The 19,762-nt window shown below is 72.9% G+C and carries 18 protein-coding genes and 1 tRNA gene; 12 read left to right on the top strand and 7 right to left on the bottom strand.

Annotated features, from left to right (window positions below; genetic code table 11):
• Positions 1 to 47 precede the first annotated feature (47 nt).
• From Pen02_RS25765 to Pen02_RS25745, 5 genes are all read left to right on the top strand, one after another.
• Positions 48 to 2,531 (top strand): transketolase C-terminal domain-containing protein, encoded by a 2,484-nt coding sequence (locus tag Pen02_RS25765; protein ID WP_203868673.1) that lies wholly within the window; start codon positions 48 to 50, stop codon positions 2,529 to 2,531.
• Positions 2,532 to 2,642: 111 nt separating this feature from the next.
• Positions 2,643 to 3,080: a DUF3052 domain-containing protein gene (locus Pen02_RS25760; protein WP_203868672.1), complete on the top strand. Its 438-nt coding sequence runs from the start codon at positions 2,643 to 2,645 to the stop codon at positions 3,078 to 3,080.
• A gap of 148 nt (positions 3,081 to 3,228) precedes the next feature.
• Entirely contained in the window at positions 3,229 to 3,693 is a 465-nt protein-coding gene (locus Pen02_RS25755; protein WP_203868671.1) for a peroxiredoxin, read from the top strand.
• 125 nt (positions 3,694 to 3,818) lie between these two features.
• Positions 3,819 to 3,890 (top strand) — tRNA-Val (locus Pen02_RS25750).
• A gap of 496 nt (positions 3,891 to 4,386) precedes the next feature.
• Complete coding sequence (locus Pen02_RS25745) at positions 4,387 to 5,085, top strand: DUF4142 domain-containing protein (RefSeq protein ID WP_203868670.1); 699 nt, start codon at positions 4,387 to 4,389, stop codon at positions 5,083 to 5,085.
• 34 nt (positions 5,086 to 5,119) lie between these two features.
• On the opposite strand, the gene Pen02_RS25740 is transcribed toward Pen02_RS25745, so the two are convergent.
• Positions 5,120 to 5,329, bottom strand: coding sequence for a DUF8847 domain-containing protein (locus tag Pen02_RS25740; RefSeq protein ID WP_203868669.1), 210 nt, complete (start codon positions 5,327 to 5,329; stop codon positions 5,120 to 5,122).
• A gap of 57 nt (positions 5,330 to 5,386) precedes the next feature.
• Positions 5,387 to 5,710: a recombinase zinc ribbon domain-containing protein gene (locus Pen02_RS25735; protein WP_203868668.1), complete on the bottom strand. Its 324-nt coding sequence runs from the start codon at positions 5,708 to 5,710 to the stop codon at positions 5,387 to 5,389.
• A 310-nt stretch (positions 5,711 to 6,020) separates the two neighbouring features.
• On the opposite strand from Pen02_RS25735, the gene Pen02_RS25730 reads away from it, so the two are divergent.
• Together Pen02_RS25730 and Pen02_RS25725 are read left to right on the top strand one after the other, a co-directional pair.
• On the top strand, positions 6,021 to 9,350 hold the full coding sequence (locus tag Pen02_RS25730) for a DEAD/DEAH box helicase (RefSeq protein ID WP_203868667.1): 3,330 nt from the start codon (positions 6,021 to 6,023) through the stop codon (positions 9,348 to 9,350).
• 46 nt (positions 9,351 to 9,396) lie between these two features.
• Entirely contained in the window at positions 9,397 to 10,377 is a 981-nt protein-coding gene (locus Pen02_RS25725) for an SWIM zinc finger family protein (RefSeq protein WP_203868666.1), read from the top strand.
• A gap of 198 nt (positions 10,378 to 10,575) precedes the next feature.
• On the opposite strand, the gene Pen02_RS25720 is transcribed toward Pen02_RS25725, so the two are convergent.
• Complete coding sequence (locus tag Pen02_RS25720) at positions 10,576 to 10,830, bottom strand: DUF3040 domain-containing protein (protein ID WP_203868665.1); 255 nt, start codon at positions 10,828 to 10,830, stop codon at positions 10,576 to 10,578.
• A 263-nt stretch (positions 10,831 to 11,093) separates the two neighbouring features.
• A complete protein-coding gene (locus Pen02_RS25715; protein ID WP_203868664.1) occupies positions 11,094 to 11,774 on the bottom strand; it encodes a bifunctional DNA primase/polymerase in 681 nt (226 codons plus the stop codon).
• 240 nt (positions 11,775 to 12,014) lie between these two features.
• Between Pen02_RS25715 and Pen02_RS25710 the strand changes: the two genes are divergently transcribed.
• From Pen02_RS25710 to Pen02_RS25690, 5 genes are all read left to right on the top strand, one after another.
• Positions 12,015 to 13,247 (top strand): helix-turn-helix domain-containing protein, encoded by a 1,233-nt coding sequence (locus Pen02_RS25710; protein ID WP_203868663.1) that lies wholly within the window; start codon positions 12,015 to 12,017, stop codon positions 13,245 to 13,247.
• A 22-nt stretch (positions 13,248 to 13,269) separates the two neighbouring features.
• The gene (locus Pen02_RS25705; protein WP_239141286.1) at positions 13,270 to 13,839 is read left to right on the top strand and encodes a flavoprotein; all 570 of its coding nucleotides are present in this window, start codon (positions 13,270 to 13,272) and stop codon (positions 13,837 to 13,839) included.
• 236 nt (positions 13,840 to 14,075) lie between these two features.
• A complete protein-coding gene (locus Pen02_RS25700; RefSeq protein ID WP_239141285.1) occupies positions 14,076 to 14,939 on the top strand; it encodes a Nif3-like dinuclear metal center hexameric protein in 864 nt (287 codons plus the stop codon).
• A complete protein-coding gene (locus Pen02_RS25695) occupies positions 14,936 to 15,676 on the top strand; it encodes a zinc ribbon domain-containing protein (protein ID WP_203868662.1) in 741 nt (246 codons plus the stop codon). Before Pen02_RS25700 ends, Pen02_RS25695 begins: the two co-directional genes overlap by 4 nt.
• A gap of 33 nt (positions 15,677 to 15,709) precedes the next feature.
• Positions 15,710 to 16,888: a bifunctional RNase H/acid phosphatase gene (locus Pen02_RS25690; RefSeq protein ID WP_203868661.1), complete on the top strand. Its 1,179-nt coding sequence runs from the start codon at positions 15,710 to 15,712 to the stop codon at positions 16,886 to 16,888.
• Between the two features lie 190 nt (positions 16,889 to 17,078).
• On the opposite strand, the gene Pen02_RS25685 is transcribed toward Pen02_RS25690, so the two are convergent.
• The 3 genes from Pen02_RS25685 to Pen02_RS25675 form a co-directional block, all read right to left on the bottom strand.
• Positions 17,079 to 17,873, bottom strand: a complete 795-nt coding sequence (locus tag Pen02_RS25685; RefSeq protein WP_203868660.1) for a hypothetical protein — start codon at positions 17,871 to 17,873, stop codon at positions 17,079 to 17,081.
• Between the two features lie 98 nt (positions 17,874 to 17,971).
• Positions 17,972 to 18,523, bottom strand: coding sequence for a SigE family RNA polymerase sigma factor (locus Pen02_RS25680; RefSeq protein ID WP_203868659.1), 552 nt, complete (start codon positions 18,521 to 18,523; stop codon positions 17,972 to 17,974).
• A gap of 239 nt (positions 18,524 to 18,762) precedes the next feature.
• Complete coding sequence (locus Pen02_RS25675) at positions 18,763 to 19,650, bottom strand: alpha/beta fold hydrolase (protein ID WP_203868658.1); 888 nt, start codon at positions 19,648 to 19,650, stop codon at positions 18,763 to 18,765.
• Positions 19,651 to 19,762 lie beyond the last annotated feature (112 nt).

The following is a 19,762-nucleotide window of genomic DNA, read 5'->3' as shown; positions in this document are numbered from 1 at the left end:
GCCCGGTTGTGACGTGTCTGAGTGGTCAGGGGTGGCCGGCGTCGGTAATGCTGTCGGACGTGACCACCCCCCAAGATCTCGACGAACGGTTCCGGGAGGCGGTCGGCGCCATCGAGGTGTCGGCGTCCGGGCGCACGGCCGACGAGCCGGTCCGGGACGGCGGCACGCTCGACGGCCGGACGGCCCTGGAGTTGTTCGACGCCCAACTGGTCAGCCGGCATCTGGATCTCGCGGCCCGCTGGCTGCGCAGCTTCGGCGAGGGCTTCTACACCATCGGCTCGTCCGGGCACGAGGGCAACGCCGCACTGGCGCTCGCCGTCCGGTCGACCGACCCGGCCCTGCTGCACTACCGGTCCGGCGCGTTCTACTGTGCCCGGGTCGCCCAGGCGCAGGCCGAGGGTACGGCCGCCCGGGCCGAGCAGGCCGAGAACCCGGCGCACCGGGTCGGGGTCACCGAGCGGGTGGCCGAGGCGATGCGGGCGGACGGCAACGGCGGTTCCGGCGACCGCCGGGGCGACGACGACTCCGACGAGGCCGGTGCGCCGGAGGCGGTGATCGGCGCCGCCCGGGACGTGCTGCGCGGGGTGGTGGCCTCCGCCGACGAGCCGATCGCCGGAGGCCGGCACAAGGTCTTCGGCAACGCCGCCGTCGCCGTCGTACCGACCACCTCGACCATCGCCTCGCACCTGCCCCGTGCGGTCGGGATCGGCTTCGCCATCGAACGGCTGCGCCGACTCGGCGACGGCCGGGGCCGGAGCACCGGCCGGCGGGCGGCCGGCGGCGTGGCGCGGCAGCGCGGCGAGGCCGAGGCGCCCTGGCCGAGCGACGCCATCGTGGTCTGCTCGTTCGGCGACGCGTCGGTGAACCACGCCACCGCCGCCGCCGCGTTCAACACCGCCGGCTGGTGCGACCACACCGGACTGCGCATCCCGGTGCTCTTCGTCTGCGAGGACAACGGGCTCGGCATCAGCGTGAAGTCGCCGGACGGCTGGGTGGCGCAGACGCTGCGGGCCAAGCCGGGAATCCGGTACTTCTCGGCGGACGGCTGCGACCTGGTCGAGGCGTACGACGTGGCGGCCGAGGCGGCGGCCTGGGTGCGCCGGCACCGGCGGCCCGCCGTACTGCACCTGTCGACGGTGCGGCTGATGGGGCACGCCGGGGCGGACGCCGAGATCGGCTACCGGACCGCCGCCGAGATCGCCCGGGACGTCGACCGGGACCCGGTGGTGGCCACCGCCCGGCTGCTCGCCGAGGCCGGTCTGGCCACCCCGGAGGAGTTGATCGCCCGCTACGACGAGATCGGCTGGCAGGTACGCAAGGTCGCCGAGGAGGTGCTCGGCGAACGCAAGCTGGAGAGCGCGGCGGACGTGGTGGCACCGCTGGCGCCGAGGCGTCCGGTACGGGTCGCCCGGGCGGTCACCGACGCCGCCGGCCGGGCAGCCGGGCCGGCCGCCGCCGCCCGCAGCGCCGCCTTCGACGGCAAGCTGCCCGAGCAGACCGGCCCGCTCACCCTGGCCCAGACCATCAACGCGGCGCTCGCCGACGGGCTGCTCGACTATCCGGGCATGACCGTCTTCGGCGAGGACGTGGCGGCCAAGGGCGGGGTGTACGGGGTCACCAAGGGGCTGCGGGACCGGTTCGGCCCCTCCCGGGTCTTCGACACACTGCTGGACGAGACCTCGATCCTCGGGCTCGGGCTCGGCGCCGGGCTGAGCGGGATGCTGCCGGTACCCGAGATCCAGTACCTCGCGTACCTGCACAACGCCGAGGACCAGCTCCGGGGCGAAGCGGCGACGATGCAGTACTTCTCCCGGGGCGCGTACCGCAACCCGATGGTGGCCCGGATCGCCGGGCTGGCGTACCAGGAGGGGTTCGGCGGGCACTTCCACAACGACAACTCGCTGGCCGTACTCCGGGACGTCCCGGGTCTGGTGCTCGCGGTGCCGGCGCGGGCCGACGACGCCGCGCCGATGCTGCGCTCGTGCCTGGCGAGTGCGGCGGTGGACGGCAGCGTCTGCGTGTTCCTGGAGCCGATCGCGCTCTACCACACCCGGGACCTGCACGCCGATGGCGACGGCGAGTGGCTGGCCCCCTACCTCGGGCCGGGCGGCTGGACGGCCAGCCACGTGCCGATCGGCCGGGGCCGGGTGTACGGCATCGGTTCGGCGGAGGACGTCACGATCATCACGTTCGGTAACGGGGTGCGGATGTCGCTGCGGGCCGCCGCGAAGCTGGCCGAGGAGGACGTCGGTACCCGGGTGCTGGACCTGCGCTGGCTGGCCCCGCTGCCGGTCGCGGACATCATCCGGGAGGCCCAGGCGACCGGCCGGGTGCTGGTCGTGGACGAGACGCGCCGGTCGGGCGGGGTCGGCGAGGGTGTGGTGGCGGCGCTGGTTGATGCCGGTTTTGTCGGTTCTGCCCGTAGGGTAGCTTCTATCGATACCTTTGTCCCGTTGGGTCCGGCTGCCCGTCACGTACTGGTCTCCGAAGAGGCCATTACCCAGGGTGCCCGAACGCTGCTGGCACGGTAAATTCCCTTCGACTCGGTGCGCCACTTGCGCGCGACGGGACAACTGTGTGGACTTTGCGTCATCGGCGTCGCACGGATGCCGCTGGCAGTGGAGATGAGGAGGCACGTGACAGTGAGCGCGACCGCTGGTCAGGCCGCCGACGGCGTACGGAGTCTGGCGGACCGGTTCGGCATCGAGCCGGGGATGGTCGTCATGGAGATGGGCTACGACGACGACGTCGACCAGGATCTCCGGGACGCCCTGACCGATCGCTGCGGAGAGCTGGTAGACGAGGACACCGACGAGGTCGTGGACGCGGTGCTGCTCTGGTACCGGGACGGCGACGGTGACCTGTTCGAGATGCTCGTCGAGACGCTCAGCCCGCTGGCCGACAACGGCGTGGTGTGGCTGCTGACGCCCAAGGCCGGGCGCGACGGGCACGTCGAGCCGAGCGAGATCAGCGAGTCGGCACCCACCGCCGGCCTGCAACAGACCTCGACGGTCAACGCCGGCAAGGACTGGAGCGGTGCGCGACTGGTCCTCCGTCGCGGCGCCAAGGGCAAGAAGTAACCCGGACCGCGGCACGGGTGCCGTCCCGCCCCGGACGGTACTCGTGGCGAGACCCGCCCGGCACGGTGCTCGCGGCGGGCATCCGGAGCAGACGTACCGGCCGATCCTCCGATCAGCCGGGCGGTGCCGCACGAGCAGGAGGGACCGCATGCCGATCGACATCGGCGCCGAGGCGCCGGACTTCACGCTGAAGGACCAGAACAACCAGCTCGTACGCCTGGCCGACCTGCGGGGTCGGCGGGCCGTGCTGCTCGTCTTCTATCCGCTGGCGTTCACCGGCACCTGTCAGGGCGAGCTGGCGCAGGTGCGGGACAACCTCGACGAATACCAGAACGACGACGTGCAGGTGCTGACGGTCAGCGTCGACTCGGTGTACGCGCACAAGGTGTGGGCCGACCGGGAGGGCTACCAGTTCCCGATGCTTGCCGACTTCTGGCCGCACGGCGCGGTGGCGCAGGCGTACGGCGTCTTCAACGACACCGCCGGGTTCGCCGACCGGGGCACCTTTGTGATCGACAAAGCCGGTACGGTGCGTTTCGCCGAGCGCAACGGGCCCGGCGAACCGCGCGACCAGGCCGGCTGGCGCAAGGCCCTGACCGAGGCGCTGAGCTGATCGCGGCACCGGTGCCGACCCGGGTCGCCGGCTGCCCGGACACCCGGATCGGTGAATCGGGTGGAGCAGGGGCCGGGGTGGCAGGGTAAGCTTGCCGCCGCCGGTATGCGCCGCACAGGCGCTCCGGGCGCGTAGCTCAGTGGGAGAGCACTCGCCTTACAAGCGAGGGGTCGCAGGTTCGAAACCTGCCGCGCCCACCGACCACCATTCCGAGTCCGACCGTGTCGACCTCGACACGGTCGGCTCGGCCGGCCCATCCACCGACACCCTGCGGCCCGGCCCTACCCGGCTCTGCCCTCGGATCACCGGCGACCACTTCCCGACTGCTGCCGCCGCCCTCACTGCTACCGGGTTCGTCGCCGCTGTCGTCGCCCGTTCGCTGTCGGTGCCGTCGCTGCCGTCGCTGCCGTCGTTTGCCGTCGCTGGCGTCGTTTGCCGTCGTGGTTGTCGCTGCGAACCGCCGTGGCCAGCCGATCTTCTCGGCGTCTCGGCCCGGCGGCGTCCGGGGCGCTGCTACCCGCCGGTATAGGTTTCCTTTAAGTGTGGCCTAAGCTTCCCTCTCCTCGGCCGTCCGAGATTGACTCGTAAGCGTGCCTCGCAATAGCGTCCTGGCCGATATAAGTCCATTGCCACTCTGGCGCGGCTTTCTGGGAGGTTGAGTACGTGGCCACGGCCCGATCTGCGGTAAAGGCAATGCGCCGGACGTCTGCTCTGCTGGCTGGCCTGGTAGTCGGGCTGCTCGTGCTGCCCGGGGCGGCGATGGCCGCACCGGCCGGGCCGACCCAGCTCGGCGCCGCCGACATGGCGCTGCTGAGCGGTGTCCGGCTGGCCGGGCTCTGGGAGATGCCGGCCGGGCAGATGGCGGCCGAGAAGGGCGCCAGCCAGCGGGTCCGGGAGGTCGGCGCGGAGATCGCCAAGCAGCACGTGGAGCTGGACCAGCTCACCGTCGAGGCGGCCAACAAGCTCGGTGTCCAGTTGCCGGCAGAGGCGACCGCCCAGCAGAAGGGCTGGGTCACCGAGATGACGAACGCGTCCGGGGCGCGGTTCGACCGGATCTTCGTGGACCGGCTGCGGGCGGCGCACGGTGCGATCTTCCCGGTGATCGGGGCGGTCCGGTCCGGTACCCGGAACGAGACCGTACGCACGCTCGCCGAGCAGGCGAACGGCTTCGTCCAGACGCACATGACCCTGCTGGAGAGCACCGGCCTGGTCCGGTACGCCGAACTTCCCCCGGTGGTGGTACCCGCCCCGCAGGACGCGTCGCTCTCGGCCAACGCCAAGGCGAACGCGGAGTTCGGCACCGGGCTGAACACGACGGTGATCTGGGCGGTACTGCTCGGGGCGCTGGCGCTCGGCGGTGTCGCCACGGTCCGGGTGTTCCGGGGCAAGTAGCCGGGTTTCGACCCGACGACGGACGTGGGCCGGCTCAGGACGGGGCCGGCCCGCGCCAGCGGTACAGCCAGGGCGGCCCCTCGCCGAGTACCGCCTCCAGTTCGTAGATCTCGGCCCCGGCGAGCCCACCGTCGCCGAGATGATGATGGGTCAGCGGCGGCCGGCCGTGTACGTCGAGGTCGACGAGCACGCTGCCGCCGTCCGCCGCCCCACCCACCAGCGGGATCTCCGTGGCGCCCTCCATGTGGTCATCCTGCCGCCGGGAACGCGCCCGGCGCAGCGGATCGCCGTAGCCGGCCGGTCACCGCCAGTGGTAGTGCAGGTCGGCGAGCTGCACCCCGATGCTGACCCAGATCAGCACGCCGGCCAGCAGCGCCTGCCGCTGGTCGGGCGGAACGTCCCGGGTCGCCTCTCCGTACGTCGACGTGACGTGTGCCCAGACGGCCTGCTCGGCCTGCTCGGCCGGTATCCAGGGCCGGGGGCACTGCCGTCGGGGGCAGCCGTAGTAGCGGCGCCCGCTCGACGAGAAGGACGGGATCAGCAACTCGTCGCAGGGACCGCAGCGGAGCAGCCCGCGCAGCAGGTAGCGCCCTGGCGTGGCCCGCTTCACGATCGGGAAGTCCATGGCCACCGCCTCGCCTCGTGATGCCGACGCATCCACGCCTATCGTCATCTTGTCCGTTAGTGCGGCCCGCAGCACGGAAGTGTTCGATTGGTGACTGGGTTAAGGCCGAAAATCGCCACGAACCTCCATTCGGTGCCGGCAGCCCCGCCCCGACCTGCCGTGGAACTACCACCGGACGGACAGCGGTGCCCACCTTTCCCCGCCCGTCCCCGATGCCGGAGGCCGTACCGGCGAGGGCCGGGCGGCGGCGGGCCGGCGGGGTGTTAGAAAGGGATCCGTCCGCTGACCCGTCGCCGAGAGAGGATCTTCCGTGCTGGTCGTCCACGCCGTGTGGCTGACCGGTGGTCGGCTCGCGGTGTGGGGAGAGGACTCCACGCTGCCCGCCCGGCCACCCCGCCGCCCCGGCCGCCCGCCCCGGCACCGGCCGCACCCGTTCGCGGCCGGACATCCCGTGCTGGCCGGCGCGCTCGGCGACCTCGCGGCCAAGGCGACCACCGGTACCGCCCTGCTGGCCCTGCCCACCCGGGCCGGCGCGCCCGCCGACTCGGCGGAGCTGGTCCGGACCGAGCCGGTCGAGCCGGCCCGGGGTGCGGTCGCGCTCACCTCGTGGCGGGTGCCGGTTCTGGAGTACGACGCCGACCATGCGCTGCCGGTGCTGCTCGCGTTCGCCGAGCGTGAGCCGCTCGGTGGTCGGGAGCCGCTCGGTGGTCGGGGGCGGTCTGCCCGGCGGCGCCCGGCCGGCGGTCGGGACGGTGCCGGCGACCCGGCGACCGGTCCGGGGCCGGACGGGGCGCCGGAGCCGGTTTGCGGTGCCTCGCTGCGTTCCCTCGCCGGGCTGGCCGAGTTCGCGGTCGACCTGGTGCACCGGGGCCGTGCCCTGCCCGGACTCTCCGCCGCGACCGGACCGGACAGTTCAGGCGGCCCGGCCGGTTCCACCGGTTCGCCCTGGGCAGTCTGGCGACCCCTGCTGACCGGTGCGGACGCCGGCTGGGCCCGCGCGCTGGCCATGGCGCTGCCACCGGCGGCCCGCGCCGCGCTCGACCCGCCGGCCCCCGGAATCACCGCACCGGACGACGCGATCGAGTCGACGGCGAAGCCGAGCGGTGCGGGTGCCGCCGGGCCGGGTGGATCGGCGTCGGCCACTGTCGCCGACGCCCTCGACGCGCTTACCGACGCCGCCGCCCGGACGGCTCTGGAGGGTGTACGCCTGATCGGCGCCGGACGGGCCGGTGCCGCCGACGCCGCCGTACGGGCCTGGTTGCGTGGGCTGACCGGGCGGCAGCGCGGGTTCACCGCCGCACCGGAGTCCCTCGCCGAGTTGGACCGCGAACTGCGCGCCTGGCAGCGGGATGCCGCCGGCAGCCCGGTACGGGCCTGTTTCCGGCTCGTCGAGCCACCCGCGCCGGCCGACACCGCCGCCCCTGACGCCACCGTCCCCGATGCCACGACCCCCGACACCGAGACCCCCGAGCAGCGCTGGCGGGTGGAGTTCGCTCTCCAGGCGGCCGACGAGCCGAGCCTGGTGGTCGGGGCCGACCGGATCTGGGCGGCCCGGGGCGACCTGCGGGCGTTGGCCCGGCACCTGGCGGCGCCCCAGGAGGCCCTGCTGACCGAGTTGGGCCGGGCCAGCCGGCTCTGGCCGGAGCTGGACGACGCGCTGCGTACGGCGACGCCGGAGGCGCTGGAACTGGACACCGGGGGAGCACACCGGTTCCTCCGGGACGGTGCGCCGGTGCTGCACGCCGCCGGGTTCGGGGTGCTGCTGCCGTCCTGGTGGCAGCGGCCCGGTGCCCGGCTCGGGGCCAGGTTGCAGGCGAAGACGCGTACCGCGCCGGGGACGGTCGCGTCGCGCAGTGCGCTCGGCATGGACGCGCTTGTCGACTACCGGTGGGAGCTGGCCCTCGGCGACCAGCCGCTGCACGCCGCCGAGCTGCGTGCGCTGGCCAAACTGAAGACGCCGCTGGTCCGGCTGCGCGGCCAGTGGGTGGAGCTGGACGCGAAGCGGCTCGCCGCCGGGCTGAAACTGCTGCGCTCCGGTGGCGAGCTGACCGTCGGCGACCTGCTCCGGCTGGGACTGGCCACACCGGACGATCCGGAGGCGCTGCCGGTGCTCGGGGTGAGCGCCGACGGCCCGCTCGGGGACCTGCTCGCCGGGCAGGCCGAGCGGCACCTCACGCCCCGGGACGCACCGGAGGGTTTCCGGGGGACGCTGCGGCCGTACCAGCAGCGGGGGTTGGCCTGGCTGGACTTCCTCCAGTCGCTCGGGCTCGGCGGGATCCTCGCCGACGACATGGGGCTGGGCAAGACCATCATGATGCTGGCGCTGCTCGCCGGTGACCCGCCCGACAGCGGTCCGACCCTGCTGGTCTGCCCGATGTCCCTGGTCGGCAACTGGCAGCGCGAGGCGGCCCGGTTCGCCCCGGAGCTGCGGGTACACGTACACCATGGTGCGGAACGGCCGCGTGGGGCGACGTTCGTCGCGGCCGTGCGGGACGCGGACCTGGTGCTCACCACCTATTCGCTGGCGGCCCGGGACGCCGCCGCGCTGGCCGAGGTCGACTGGCACCGGATCGTGGTGGACGAGGCCCAGTCGATCAAGAACGCCGCGACCCGGCAGGCCGCCGCCGTCCGGTCACTGCCCGCCCGGCACCGGGTGGCGGTCACCGGTACGCCGGTGGAGAACCGCCTCGCCGACCTCTGGTCGATCATGGAGTTCGCCAACCCGGGCCTGCTGGGCGCCGCCACCGCCTTCAAGAAGCGGTACGCCGAGCCGATCGAGCGGCACGGCGACGACGAGGCGGCGGCCCGGCTGCGCCGGATCACCGGCCCGTTCGTGCTCCGTCGGGTGAAGACCGACAAGTCGATCATCACGGACCTGCCGGAGAAACTGGAGATGGAGGTGCTCTGCAACCTCACCCGGGAACAGGCGTCCCTCTACCAGGCGGTGGTGGACGACATGATGGCGAAGATCGAGTCCAGTGACGGGATCGAGCGGCGCGGGCTGGTGCTGGCCACCATGACCCGGCTCAAGCAGGTCTGCAACCACCCCGCCCAGGTGCTCCGGGACGGCTCGGCGCTGCCCGGCCGCTCCGGCAAGCTGGCCCGGCTGGAGGAGATCCTGGACGAGGTGCTGGCGGCCGGCGAGAAGGCCCTGATCTTCAGCCAGTATGCCGAGTTCGGCGGGATGCTCCGGGCGCACCTCGCCGCCCGGTTCGGCCGTGAGGTGCTCTACCTGCACGGCGGTGTCGGAAAGGCGGACCGGGACGCGATGGTCGCCCGCTTCCAGGACCCGGCCGCCGGACCGGGTGGCCCCGCCCTGTTCATCCTCTCCCTCAAGGCCGGCGGCACCGGGCTGACCCTGACCGCCGCCAACCACGTCGTGCACGTCGACCGGTGGTGGAATCCGGCGGTCGAGGACCAGGCCACCGACCGGGCGTTCCGGATCGGTCAGCGTCGTGCCGTGCAGGTACGCAAGTTCGTCTGCGCCGGCACCGTGGAGGAGAAGGTCGCCGCGATGATCGCCGAGAAGCGCGGGCTGGCCGCCCGGATCGTCGGCAACGGCGAGCAGTGGCTGACCGAACTGTCCACCTCGGAGCTGCGTCAACTCTTCGCCCTGGAGCGCGGGGCGGTGGTGGAATGAGCGCCCACACGTCGCAGTTCGGCACGGGTGGTAGGGGAGTGCCGGCATGACCGACTTCCGCGAGTACGGCCGGCCGCGCAAGGTCGACGGCGGGCTGCGGGCGCGTACCGCCCGGGGGGCCATCGGGCAGTCCTGGTGGTCCCGGCGCTTCCTCGACGTACTGGAGTCCTTCGCGTTGGGCACCCGGCTCACCCGGGGCCGCTCGTACGCCCGCGCCGGGCAGGTGCTCTCGCTGGACGTGGCGCCGGGCGAGGTGACCGCCGTGGTGCAGGGCTCCCGACCGCAGCCCTACCAGGTGTCGATCCGGTTCCGACCGTTTCCCGAACCGGTCTGGAGCCGGATCGAACGACTGCTCGCCGCGCAGGCGCTGTTCAGCGCGCGGCTGCTGGCCGGTGACGTACCGCCGGAACTGGAGGCGGTCTTCGCCGAGGCGGGCGCGCCGCTGTTCCCGGCCGACGTCGACGAGCTGACCCAGCGCTGCAACTGTCCTGACTTCGCGGTGCCGTGCAAGCACCTGGCCGCCACCTTCTACCTGCTCGCCGAGGCGTTCGACGCGGACCCCTTCCAACTGCTGCACTGGCGGGGACGGGACCGTACCCGGCTACTGGCCCGGCTGCGGGCGCTGCGCGGCGGCGACGACCCCGGCCGCCGGGAGGGCGAACGGGTGACCGGCACGGGGCGGAACCGGCGGTCGGTGGTCCGCCGTCGGGCGGGTACCGCCGCCTCGGCCGCCGACGGCACCGGGTCGTCGGCCGGCCAACCGGGAACGGTCGAGCCGCAGCCGGCCGAGGCGCAGCCGGTCGGTGCCGGGCTGGCCCTCGCCGACCTGACCGACGAGCCACTGGCCGGAACGGTCGACCGGTTCTGGGTCGCCCCGGTGCCGCTGCCGTCCCGGGCGCCGACCCTGGCGACCGAACCGGAACTGGTGCTGCGTCAGCTCGGTCCGCCGGGCGCGGCGATCGGCGGACCGGGCCTCACCGAGCGGCTCCGTCGCGCCTACCAGCGGTTCGGCGCGGACCAGGACTGACCGCCCCGACCAGCGGTCCCAGGACCTGACCGCCCCGACCAGCGCTCCTACGACCTGACCAGCGCTCCTACGCCACGGCCTGACCGACCTGTCCCGGACGGCGCGACACCCAGGTCCGGCTGTCGGGACGGTGGCGCCGGCGTCGCCGGGCCAACGGTTCCGCCGCGCCTGCCAGACGGTGGCACCGGCGTGGCCGGGTCACCGGTTCCGCCTGGCCTGCCACATCAACAGGGTGGCCGCGACCAGGACCGCCGGGGCGATCGCCACGGCCAACCAGCCGCCGAGTACGACCAGGGCCGGCACGGTGGCCCAGAGTACGAAGGTCAACACGAGTATCAGCCGAGCGCGGCGCATCTTGCCCCGATCGCCCAGCCGGGCGACGAACTCGGGATCGGTCACCCGGAGCTGGTGGGTGATCTCGTCAAACCGGCGCTGATCCTCTTTGCTGAGCATGGCGTGGGCCCTTTCCTCAGGCGTCAACCAGTCCGGCGCCGGATTACCCGGTCCGAGGCGGCTCTCACGCTCCTCGTGCCCCTGCTACCTGCCCGGTCGCGGCCCGCGCGCCCCGGCTGTCCCACCGGCCCGGTACGCCCGTCGCGGGCTCCGGGGCCGGCGTCGGCGGTACCGCCCAGGTCGGCGAGGACGGCGGAAACCTCACCGACCGCGCGATCCGGGACGGGACCGAGGAGGTCGGACAACCCGGACGGTCCGGGACGTCAGTAGCCGCGCCGCGGTGCGGGCAGGTGTGCCGGGAACAGCGGCTCGGGCAGGGCCGGCGAGACGGCGTCCAGCGCCTCCACGAGCAGGTCCTGGACGGCGTACGGGTCGGCCAGGTGCCAGCGCGCCTCCTCCGGTGACATCACCCAGCGCACGGTCCCCTCGGGCAGCCGGGTCGGCGGAGCCGGGATCCACGAGCCGGCCCCGTGCCGGACCACGTACAGGCTGTGCTCGAGTTCGGGCCGCAGCGGCTCGCCGGGGCGTACCAGGAACATCCACCGGCCGCCGGGGGTGGCCGCGACCGGCCCGCGGACCTGTCGGGAGACGGCGCCGTAGAGCCGGGGACGGGCCCGCTCCAGCGCGTACCGGCCGAGGTACGCGGGGACCTCCACGACGTCGAAGGCGCGTCCGGTGGCCAGCAGGATGGAGTGCGGGCGCAGCCGCCACCAGGTGGCGACCCGGGCCGGGTCGGCGGTGGCGCTCTGCTCCCACTGCTCCAGCGCCGGATGACAGCCGGTCGTCGGGCAGCCGGCCCGGCCGCAGACGAACCGGTGCCGGGCCAGACAGGCCCCGGGAGTGACGTCCCAACCGTGAGCCGCGTAGCGTACCGCGATCCGGCGCAGCCGGACTCGGTCGAGTTGGGCGAAACGGACCGAACGTGGACGGACTTTCTCCCACATTTCTGTGAACCCCCTACATTTATCGATCTCGGCCAGTAATGCGAGTCGAAGCCCGTCACTGGCGTCTGACGCGGTCGTTTGTCCGGGCAGACAGCCGCAAGTCGCATCGAAAGCTACGAGCGGCGGTCTGTGGGTTGACGTACATGCTGTGCGACCAGCGCAGACGTGGGTGGCACCCCGTTTCCGCACCGGCGCGGATCCCCCCTGACCGGACCGCCGACGCAGAAAGGAGGGCCGGACGTGGACGAACTGCCGATCGGGCGTCGCGTCGCCTACTGGCGCGGTCGCCGCAAAATGTCGCAGCAGGTCTTCGCCGATCGGCTCGGAAAGTCGAAGAGCTGGGTCGACAAGGTCGAACGAGGCGTACGCCGACTGGACAAGTTCTCGGTGCTGTACGAGATCGCCGACGTACTCCAGCTCGACGCCCAACTTCTGCTCGGCAAGGCACCCGAACGCCGGGCCGACGGGCTCACCTGCATCGACGAGGTGGAGGTCGACGAGATCCGGTCGGCCCTCGAACGGTACGACTCGATGAGTTCGTTCTTCGCCACCGCGCCGCATCCGCCGTCCCTGGCCGAGATGACCAAGTCGGTGAACCACGCCTGGCTCACCTACCAGTACGCCCGGTACGGCGTACTGACCCGGGCGCTGCCGAAGCTGCTGCGGGACGCCCAGGCGCTGGACAGCCTGTCCGGCGGCGAGGAGGCGGGGAAGGCGGCGCACCTGCTCGGGCAGGTCTACCAGATCGCCTCGTCGGCGCTGCGCAAGCTCGGCGAGTACGAGTTGGCCTGGCTCGCCGCCGACCGCTCGATGGCGGTCTCCCAGCGGGCTGACGACCCCTTGCTGGCCGGGGTGGCCACCTACCGGGTCGGCAACGCCCTGCTCGCGCTCGGCCGGGCCAGGCCGGCGCTGGAGGTCAACGTGAGCGTGGCCAACCGGCTCGCACCCGGCGGTGCCAACCCGGCCACCCCGGACCGGCTCTCCGTCTACGGAATGCTGCTGTTGCAGGGGGCGATGGCGGCGGCCCGGATGGGCGACAACAACACGGTCAAGGACCTGGTCAACGAGGCCGAGGGGGCGGCCGGCCGGCTGGGCGGCGACCAGAACCACTACTGGACCAGCTTCGGCCCGACGAACCTGGAGTTGCACCGTGCGGCGGCGCTGGTGGAGCTCGGCGAGGGCGGGAACGCGGTCAGCACCCACGAGCAGACGATCATGCGCCGGGACGGCTTCAACGCGATGCTGCCGGAGCGGCGGGCGCACCACATGCTCGACCTGGCCCGTGGCTTCGCCCAGATCGGCGACCTGGACCGGGCCGGCGAGGCCCTGGTCGACGGCGACCGGCTGGCCCCGTCCGAGATCCGGTGCCGGCCGATCGCGCACGAGGTGATGTCGAACGTGCTTCGTCGCACACGGGGTGCGCCGCCCGCGCCGATTGCGGAGTTGGCTGAGCACATGGGAGTCGGAATATGACGGCGACGCGGGGGTTCGTCAGGTGACGGAGTCGAGCGGGTCACGGGTGCTGTACGTGCTGGCCTGCGGTACGCCGCTGACCCGGCACGTCGGCCGGCTGGTGACCGGCGCGCAGCGCGACGGCTGGGACGTGTGCGTGGTGCTGACGCCGGACGGGACGAAGTTCGTCGACGTACCGGCGCTGGGCCGGCAGACCGGGCATCCGGTGCGGTCGACGTACAAGCATCCCGGTGATCCGGACGTACTGCCCGACGCGGAGGCGATGATCGTGTGTCCGGCGACGGTGAACACGATCAACAAGTGGGCCGCCGGGATAGCCGACACGCTCGCGCTCGGGCTGCTGGTCGAGGGGCTCGGCAAGGGGTTGCCCATCGTGGCGATGCCGTTCACCAACGCCGCGATGGCGGCGCATCCGGCCTTCCTGACCAGCCTCGCCCGGCTGCGGGACTGGGACGTGACGGTGCTCTTCGGCGACCACGTGATGCCGCTGCACCCGCCGGGTACCGGCGAACGCTACCTGGACCGGTTCCCCTGGGAGATGGCGCTGACCGCGCTGCGGGCCAGGCTCTCGGTCAGCGGCCAGCTCGGCTGAGCCACCCGGCCCGCCCGGCCGGTGCGCCGCAGCCGGGCTCGGCCGGGCCGCCGGGGGCGGTGCTGGGGCTCGGCCGGGCCGCCGGGGCGGGTGCCGGGCTCAGCCGGGCCACTGGGCGGGTGCCGGGGCTCGGCCGGGTGCCGTGCCGCTGCCGGGAATGACGGCCGGGCCCGGCGACCGGGCCGGCGCCGGTAAGCTGGGCCGCCGTGGGTGCATCCGGATCTCGGACGGTCGGCGTGGCCGACGTCGTGGCGGCGCTGGACGACCGCTATCCGCCGGCCTGGGCCGAAGGGTGGGACCGGGTGGGACTGGTGGTGGGTGAGCCGTCCGCGCCGGTACGCCGGGTCTGCCTGATGGTGGACGTGGTGCCGGAGACCGTGGCGGAGGCGCTCGGCCACGGGGCCGACCTGATCGTCGCGCACCATCCGCTGCTGCTGCGCGGCGTCTCGTCGGTGGCCGCGACGACCTACAAGGGCCGGATCGTGCACCAGTTGATCAAAAACGACGTGGCCCTGTACGTCGCGCACACCAACGCCGACGTGGCCAACCCGGGCGTCTCCGACGGGCTCGCCGCCCGGCTGGGCCTGACCGACCTGCGCCCGCTGCGCCCGGCCGACCCGTCCGGGCCGGCGGCCGGCCAGGGGCGGGGCTTCGGCCGGATCGGCCGGCTGCCGGCCCCGACCACCCTGGCCGAGTTCACCGGGTACGCCGCCCGCGCACTCCCGCCGACCGCCTGGGGCGTACGCGCCGCTGGTGACCCCGGGCGGACGATCTCGACCGTGGCGGTCAGCGGCGGAGCCGGTGATTCGTTCCTCCCCGACGCCCTCCGGGCCGGTGTCGACGCCTTCCTCACCGCCGACCTGCGACACCATCCGGTAAGTGAATACCTGGCCGAGGAGGGGCCGGCGCTGCTCGACGCCGCACACTGGGCGACCGAGCGGCCCTGGCTCGACGAGCTTGCCGAGCACCTGCGCGAGCGGCTGCCCGTCGAGACCGTGGTGTCCGATCTGGACACCGATCCGTGGACGGTGCAGGCGGCGTCTCCCGTACCACCCGTGGTAACCCCCGCATCTCCCGTGGACAAGGAGTCCCGCCGATGAAGGCCGACCCGAAAGACCAGCGTCGCCTGCTCGACCTGCAGGCGATCGACACCGGGCTCGCCCAGCTCGCGCACCGGCGCCGTACGCTGCCGGAGCACGCCGAGCTGGAGACGCTGGCCCGGGAGCTGTCCGCGCTGGAGGACGAGCGGGTCCGCGCCCAGGTGGCGGTGGACGACCTGGACCGGGACATCAACCGGCTGGAGCGGGACGTCGAGCAGGTCCGGATCCGCAAGGACCGCGACCAGGCCCGGCTGACCGTCGGCTCGGGGCCAGCCCGCGAACTGGAGGCGTTGCAGCACGAGCTGACCTCGCTGAACCGGCGGCAGACCGAGCTGGAGGACGCCGAGTTGGAGCTGATGGAGCAGCGGGAGACCGCGCAGGGCGTACTGGACGGGATCGCGCAGCGGCTGGCGGCGGCCCGGGAACGGCGTGCCGAGACGGAGGAGCGGCGGGACCGCTCGATGGCCGAGATCGCCAAGGAGGAGGAGTTCAAGGCGCAGTCCCGGCAGCCGCTCGCGGCGGACCTGCCGGCCGACCTGGTGACCCTCTACGACAAGATCAGGGAGTCGTCGGGCGGGTTGGGCGCCGCCCTGGTGGCCGGTGGCCGCTGCGGCGGCTGCCGGCTGGAGCTGTACGGTGCGGACCGGGCCCGGATCAAGGCCGCCGCACCGGACGAGGTGGTGCGCTGCGAGGAGTGCCGCCGCATCATGGTGCGTACCGCCGAGTCCGGGCTGTGACCCGGGTCGGTGGCGGGATCGGAGGGTGGACCCGTGCCGGGTCGTAAGGTCGTGGTGGAGGCGGACGGCGGTGCCCGGGGCAATCCCGGCCCGGCCGGTTACGGCGCGGTGGTCCGGGACGCCGACAGCGGCGAGGTGCTGGCCGAGCGCTCCGAGTCGATCGGCGTCGCCACCAACAACGTCGCGGAGTACCGGGGCCTGATCGCCGGGCTGGAGGCCGCCCGCGAGGTGGGCGCGGCCGGGGTCGAGGTGCGGATGGACTCCAAGCTGGTCGTCGAGCAGATGGCCGGCCGTTGGCAGATCAAGAACCCGGGGCTGCGTCCGCTCGCCGCGCAGGCGGCCGGACTGGTCCGCAGGTTCGACTCGGTGGCGTACACCTGGATTCCCCGGGAGCGCAACCGGCACGCGGACGCGCTGGCCAACGCGGCGATGGACCTGGCCGCCGGCAAGGTCCCGGCGGTCGCCCGGGACAGCGCGGCCGAGGCAGCGTCCGCACCGCTGGCCGATCCGAGCGGGCGGGCGGAGGCGCACGAGGTGGCCGCGCAGGGCTCGACCGCGAAGAGTTCCTGGGAGCCGCGTCCGGCGGAGACCGCCACCCGGCTGCTGCTGCTCCGGCACGGCGAGACGGAGTACACCGCGAAGGGCCGCTACTCGGGCCGGGGTGACGTGCCGCTCTCCGACCGGGGCCTGGCCCAGGCCGGTGCGACGGCCCGGCGGGTGGCCGGGCTGGTCGACTCGGTCGCGGCCGTGGTCAGCTCACCCCTGTCCCGGTGTACGGCGATGGCCGGCATCGTGGCCGGTGGGCTCGGTGGCGTGCCGGTGGTGGTCGAGCCGGACCTGATCGAGTGCGACTTCGGCGACTGGGAGGGCCGCACCTTCGCCGAGGTACGCGAGCGCTGGCCCGCCGAGCTGGACGCCTGGCTGGCCTCGCCGACCGTGGCCCCGCCCGGCGGCGAGTCCTTCGTCGACGTCGGCGCCAGGGTCGGCCGGGCGATGGCCAAACTGCTGGCCGACTATCCGGGGGAGACCGTGGTGGTGGTCTCGCACGTCTCGCCGGTGAAGATCGCGCTCCGGGACGCGCTCGCCGCGACCGACGCCTTCCTGCACCGGCTCTATCTCGACCCGGCCGGCCTGTCTCTGCTGGACATCTGGCCGGACGGCGGGATGGCGGTGCGGACGGTCAACGACACCGCCCACCTGACCGGCATCTGACCGACCCGATCGGGCTTCCAGGACGGTGTAGGTCCTCGGCAGGTCTTCCGGTTCCTCGACGGGCACGTCGGTTCCGACATTCCGGTGAGGAACTACGTGCTGGCGTGGCGGTCGACGGTCATGCCGGCGCCCCGGGACCCTGCGCGGTGGTGGCGGGATCCCGGGACTCCGTGGGCTCGGGTGCCGGCTGCTAGCTCGGGACCACCCCGGTCGGGCAGGCCGGTGCGGTTGGAGAGGGCGTCACCTGCGCGGACGGCGAACCGTCCCTCGGGTTCTGCACACCGCCGCCGACGTGTGGACCGCCCGAGTCGGTGTGCTGTGGCCGGCCGGCGGCGTCGTAGGCGGCGACCGTCACCTTCTCGGGTCCCTGGTAATCCCCCGGGGACGTGAAGCGGTCCGGGGGCAGCGGCCGGGCCGAACGCTGGACCCAGAAGAACGTCCACCCGGTGGCGGTGTTCCGGGTGCTTTCGGCGTCCGTCGGGTGGCCTTCGGACGAGACGGTGATCCGGTGCGCCGCCCTGCTGTACAACCCGACGTCGAGCACCCTGTCCGGCCCGAGAGCGAGTTGAGCGCTGAAGAACTGGTGCGCCGGCTCCCCGGCTCGCTTTCCCGCGAAGTCCCCGCTGGAATCACGTCCGAGCCCGTGGTTGTCCCAGACCTGGACCACGCGGGTGTGCCGGTCCCGGAACGCGACGACGAAGCCGGGCTGATCACGGGTACCGACCAGGCCGATCAGTACGTCGTACCGCGCGTCGAGGTTCGGCGCGTCGAGGGTGGCACCCGTCTCGACCAGCGGGCCGAGCGTCTGTAGTTCGCCCCCCGGATTGTCGGAGGACAGAGTCGGGCATGGTGACGCCCCGGAGACCTGTCCGACGGCATCGGACGCGGGGCTCGAACCGCCCACCGTCATGACGACGGGTACGACTCCCACCGCCGCGACGACGGCAGCCGCCGCAGCCAGCGTTGCCCCCTGCCGAAACCGCACGCCGCGGGCTCGGCGACGGATACGTCCGACCGGGATGTCGACTGTCAGGTTCGCAGTCTCGGCTTCGAGAGCATGACGCAGGTCATCGATGTCTTTCATCAGGACTCCCGGGGTTGTGTTGGGACAACCGTTCGGATCGGTGGGTCGGTGGACCTCACCGGCTCGACGAGGTCTGGAGACACCCGGAGCTTCGCCAGGGCGCGGGCGTTCGTGCTCTTCACCGTTCCGAGCGAGACGCCCAACTCGGCTGCGGTGTCCTGCTCGGTCAGGTCGAGGAAGTAACGCAGGACCACCACGGCCCGCTCGCGTCGGGTGAGTCGGCGAAGCGAGCGGACGACGCTGTCCCGCCGTACGACCTGGCCACCCTGGTCCGTACCGCCGGGAACGTCCGGCATCTCGTCGGTGAGCACTTCACGGCGGTGCCGCAGCCCACGCCACCAGTCGGTGTGCAGATTCACGATGGTGCGTCGGGCGTAACCGAACGCGTCTCCGGACCGCACCCGAGGCCAGGCCAGGTAGACCCGAGCAAGCGCCTCGGCGACCAGGTCCTCCGCCTGCGCCCGGTTCCCCCCGGTGAGCAGGCACCCGACCCGGTACAGCCGATGAGAGCAGGCTCGGACGAAGTCATCAAAACTCTCCGGCTCCGGCATCAACCAACCCCTTTTACCTTGGACGTCACCTCAGGCGTACGAATCGAGGGTCCGAAAAGGTTGCGTGACCGGCCGAGCCGGTGCGCGGTCCAGGGGCAGGAAGATTCGACAGACCGACGGGAGGTCGGCACCGCTCGAAGGGTGGGAAACACCGACGCGACCCCGGCTCGCCGGAGCAGGCTCCGACGTTTCCGACGGTGGAACTGGCGGCGCAGACCAGACCGTTCGGTGTGGTCGGGTCAGTGTGGGGCGTTGCCGTGGGTCGCCGGCTCCTCGCCGAGGAAGGTGAGCACCGTCTTGACGAACCGGGCCGGGTCGTCGAGCCAGGGGAAGTGGCTGGCACCGTCCTGCACCACGGTCTCGGCGTTGCGGAAGAGTGCGGCGAGCGCCCGGGCCGCCTGCGGGGTCGGTGCCGGGTCGAGGCCGCCGGCCAGTACCAGCACCGGGGCGTCGAGTCCGGCCAGGGCGGCGCGGACCGCCGAGGTGTCCGGGGCGAACCCGTCGTAGAACCCGGCGGACGCCGTCTCCGGCCGTTCCCACTGGTCGGCCTCGGCGTGCAGCCGGGCCCGCTCGTCCCACCGGCCGTACGCGAACGGCGCGGCGCCGACTCGCAGTGGGTTCACCTCGTCCGGTCCGGCGCCCCGGCTCGCCGCCTCCTGCCAGGCGTCCATCGCCGCCTTCGCCTCCGGATACCACCACTCGGTGGAGCGGGCGGCGATCGCCTCGGCGAAGCCGGCCGTCTGTACGCCGACCGCGCGCAGGCCGGGGGTGACGAGTACGAGTCGGGACAGCCGGTGCGGGTACCGGGCCGCGTAGAGTTCCGCGAGGTTGCCGCCGGCCGAGTGGGCGAGCAGGTCCATCCGGTCCAGTCCGAGGTGGACCCGGAACGCCTCCACGTCGTCGACCAGGCGTTCGCACCGGTAGCTCGCCTGATCCTCCGGGGTCGCCGACTCGCCGCTGCCCCGGTGGTCGAGCTTGAGCAGTGTCCGTTCCCGACTCAGCCCGCCGAGGTCGCCGAGATAGCTGGCTGCCCGGGCCGGCCCGCCGGGCAGACAGACCAACGGCGGCCCGGATCCGAGGACGTGGTACGCGAGTTCGGTGCTGTCGTACGAAGGGAATCGCGGCACCCGGCCAGCATGGCAACCGGCCGGGCACGGATCAAGAGCAATCGTCGTACTTCGATGTATTTTTTAGCCTGATAAGACCGTTTAGTGTGACCTTATTTGGTCTGTTGATCAC

It is taken from the genome of Plantactinospora endophytica, from assembly GCF_016862915.1.
Lineage (GTDB): Bacteria > Actinomycetota > Actinomycetes > Mycobacteriales > Micromonosporaceae > Plantactinospora > Plantactinospora endophytica.
Note: the sequence above shows the minus strand (reverse complement) of the source record. Positions and strands in the feature narration are given on the sequence as shown.

Excerpts from the sequence above, each read along its gene's own strand:
- Pen02_RS25735 (WP_203868668.1), bottom strand. The coding sequence starts at position 5,710 with ATGGACTTCCCGATCGTGAAGCGGGCCACGCCAGGGCGCTACCTGCTG.
- Pen02_RS25695 (WP_203868662.1), top strand. The coding sequence starts at position 14,936 with ATGAAGGCCGACCCGAAAGACCAGCGTCGCCTGCTCGACCTGCAGGCG.
- Pen02_RS25720 (WP_203868665.1), bottom strand. The coding sequence starts at position 10,830 with ATGCTCAGCAAAGAGGATCAGCGCCGGTTTGACGAGATCACCCACCAG.
- Pen02_RS25755 (WP_203868671.1), top strand. The coding sequence starts at position 3,229 with ATGCCGATCGACATCGGCGCCGAGGCGCCGGACTTCACGCTGAAGGAC.
- Pen02_RS25745 (WP_203868670.1), top strand. The coding sequence starts at position 4,387 with ATGCGCCGGACGTCTGCTCTGCTGGCTGGCCTGGTAGTCGGGCTGCTC.
- Pen02_RS25715 (WP_203868664.1), bottom strand. The coding sequence starts at position 11,774 with ATGTGGGAGAAAGTCCGTCCACGTTCGGTCCGTTTCGCCCAACTCGAC.
- Pen02_RS25680 (WP_203868659.1), bottom strand. The coding sequence starts at position 18,523 with ATGCCGGAGCCGGAGAGTTTTGATGACTTCGTCCGAGCCTGCTCTCAT.
- Pen02_RS25725 (WP_203868666.1), top strand. The coding sequence starts at position 9,397 with ATGACCGACTTCCGCGAGTACGGCCGGCCGCGCAAGGTCGACGGCGGG.
- Pen02_RS25765 (WP_203868673.1), top strand. The coding sequence starts at position 48 with ATGCTGTCGGACGTGACCACCCCCCAAGATCTCGACGAACGGTTCCGG.
- Pen02_RS25740 (WP_203868669.1), bottom strand. The coding sequence starts at position 5,329 with ATGGAGGGCGCCACGGAGATCCCGCTGGTGGGTGGGGCGGCGGACGGC.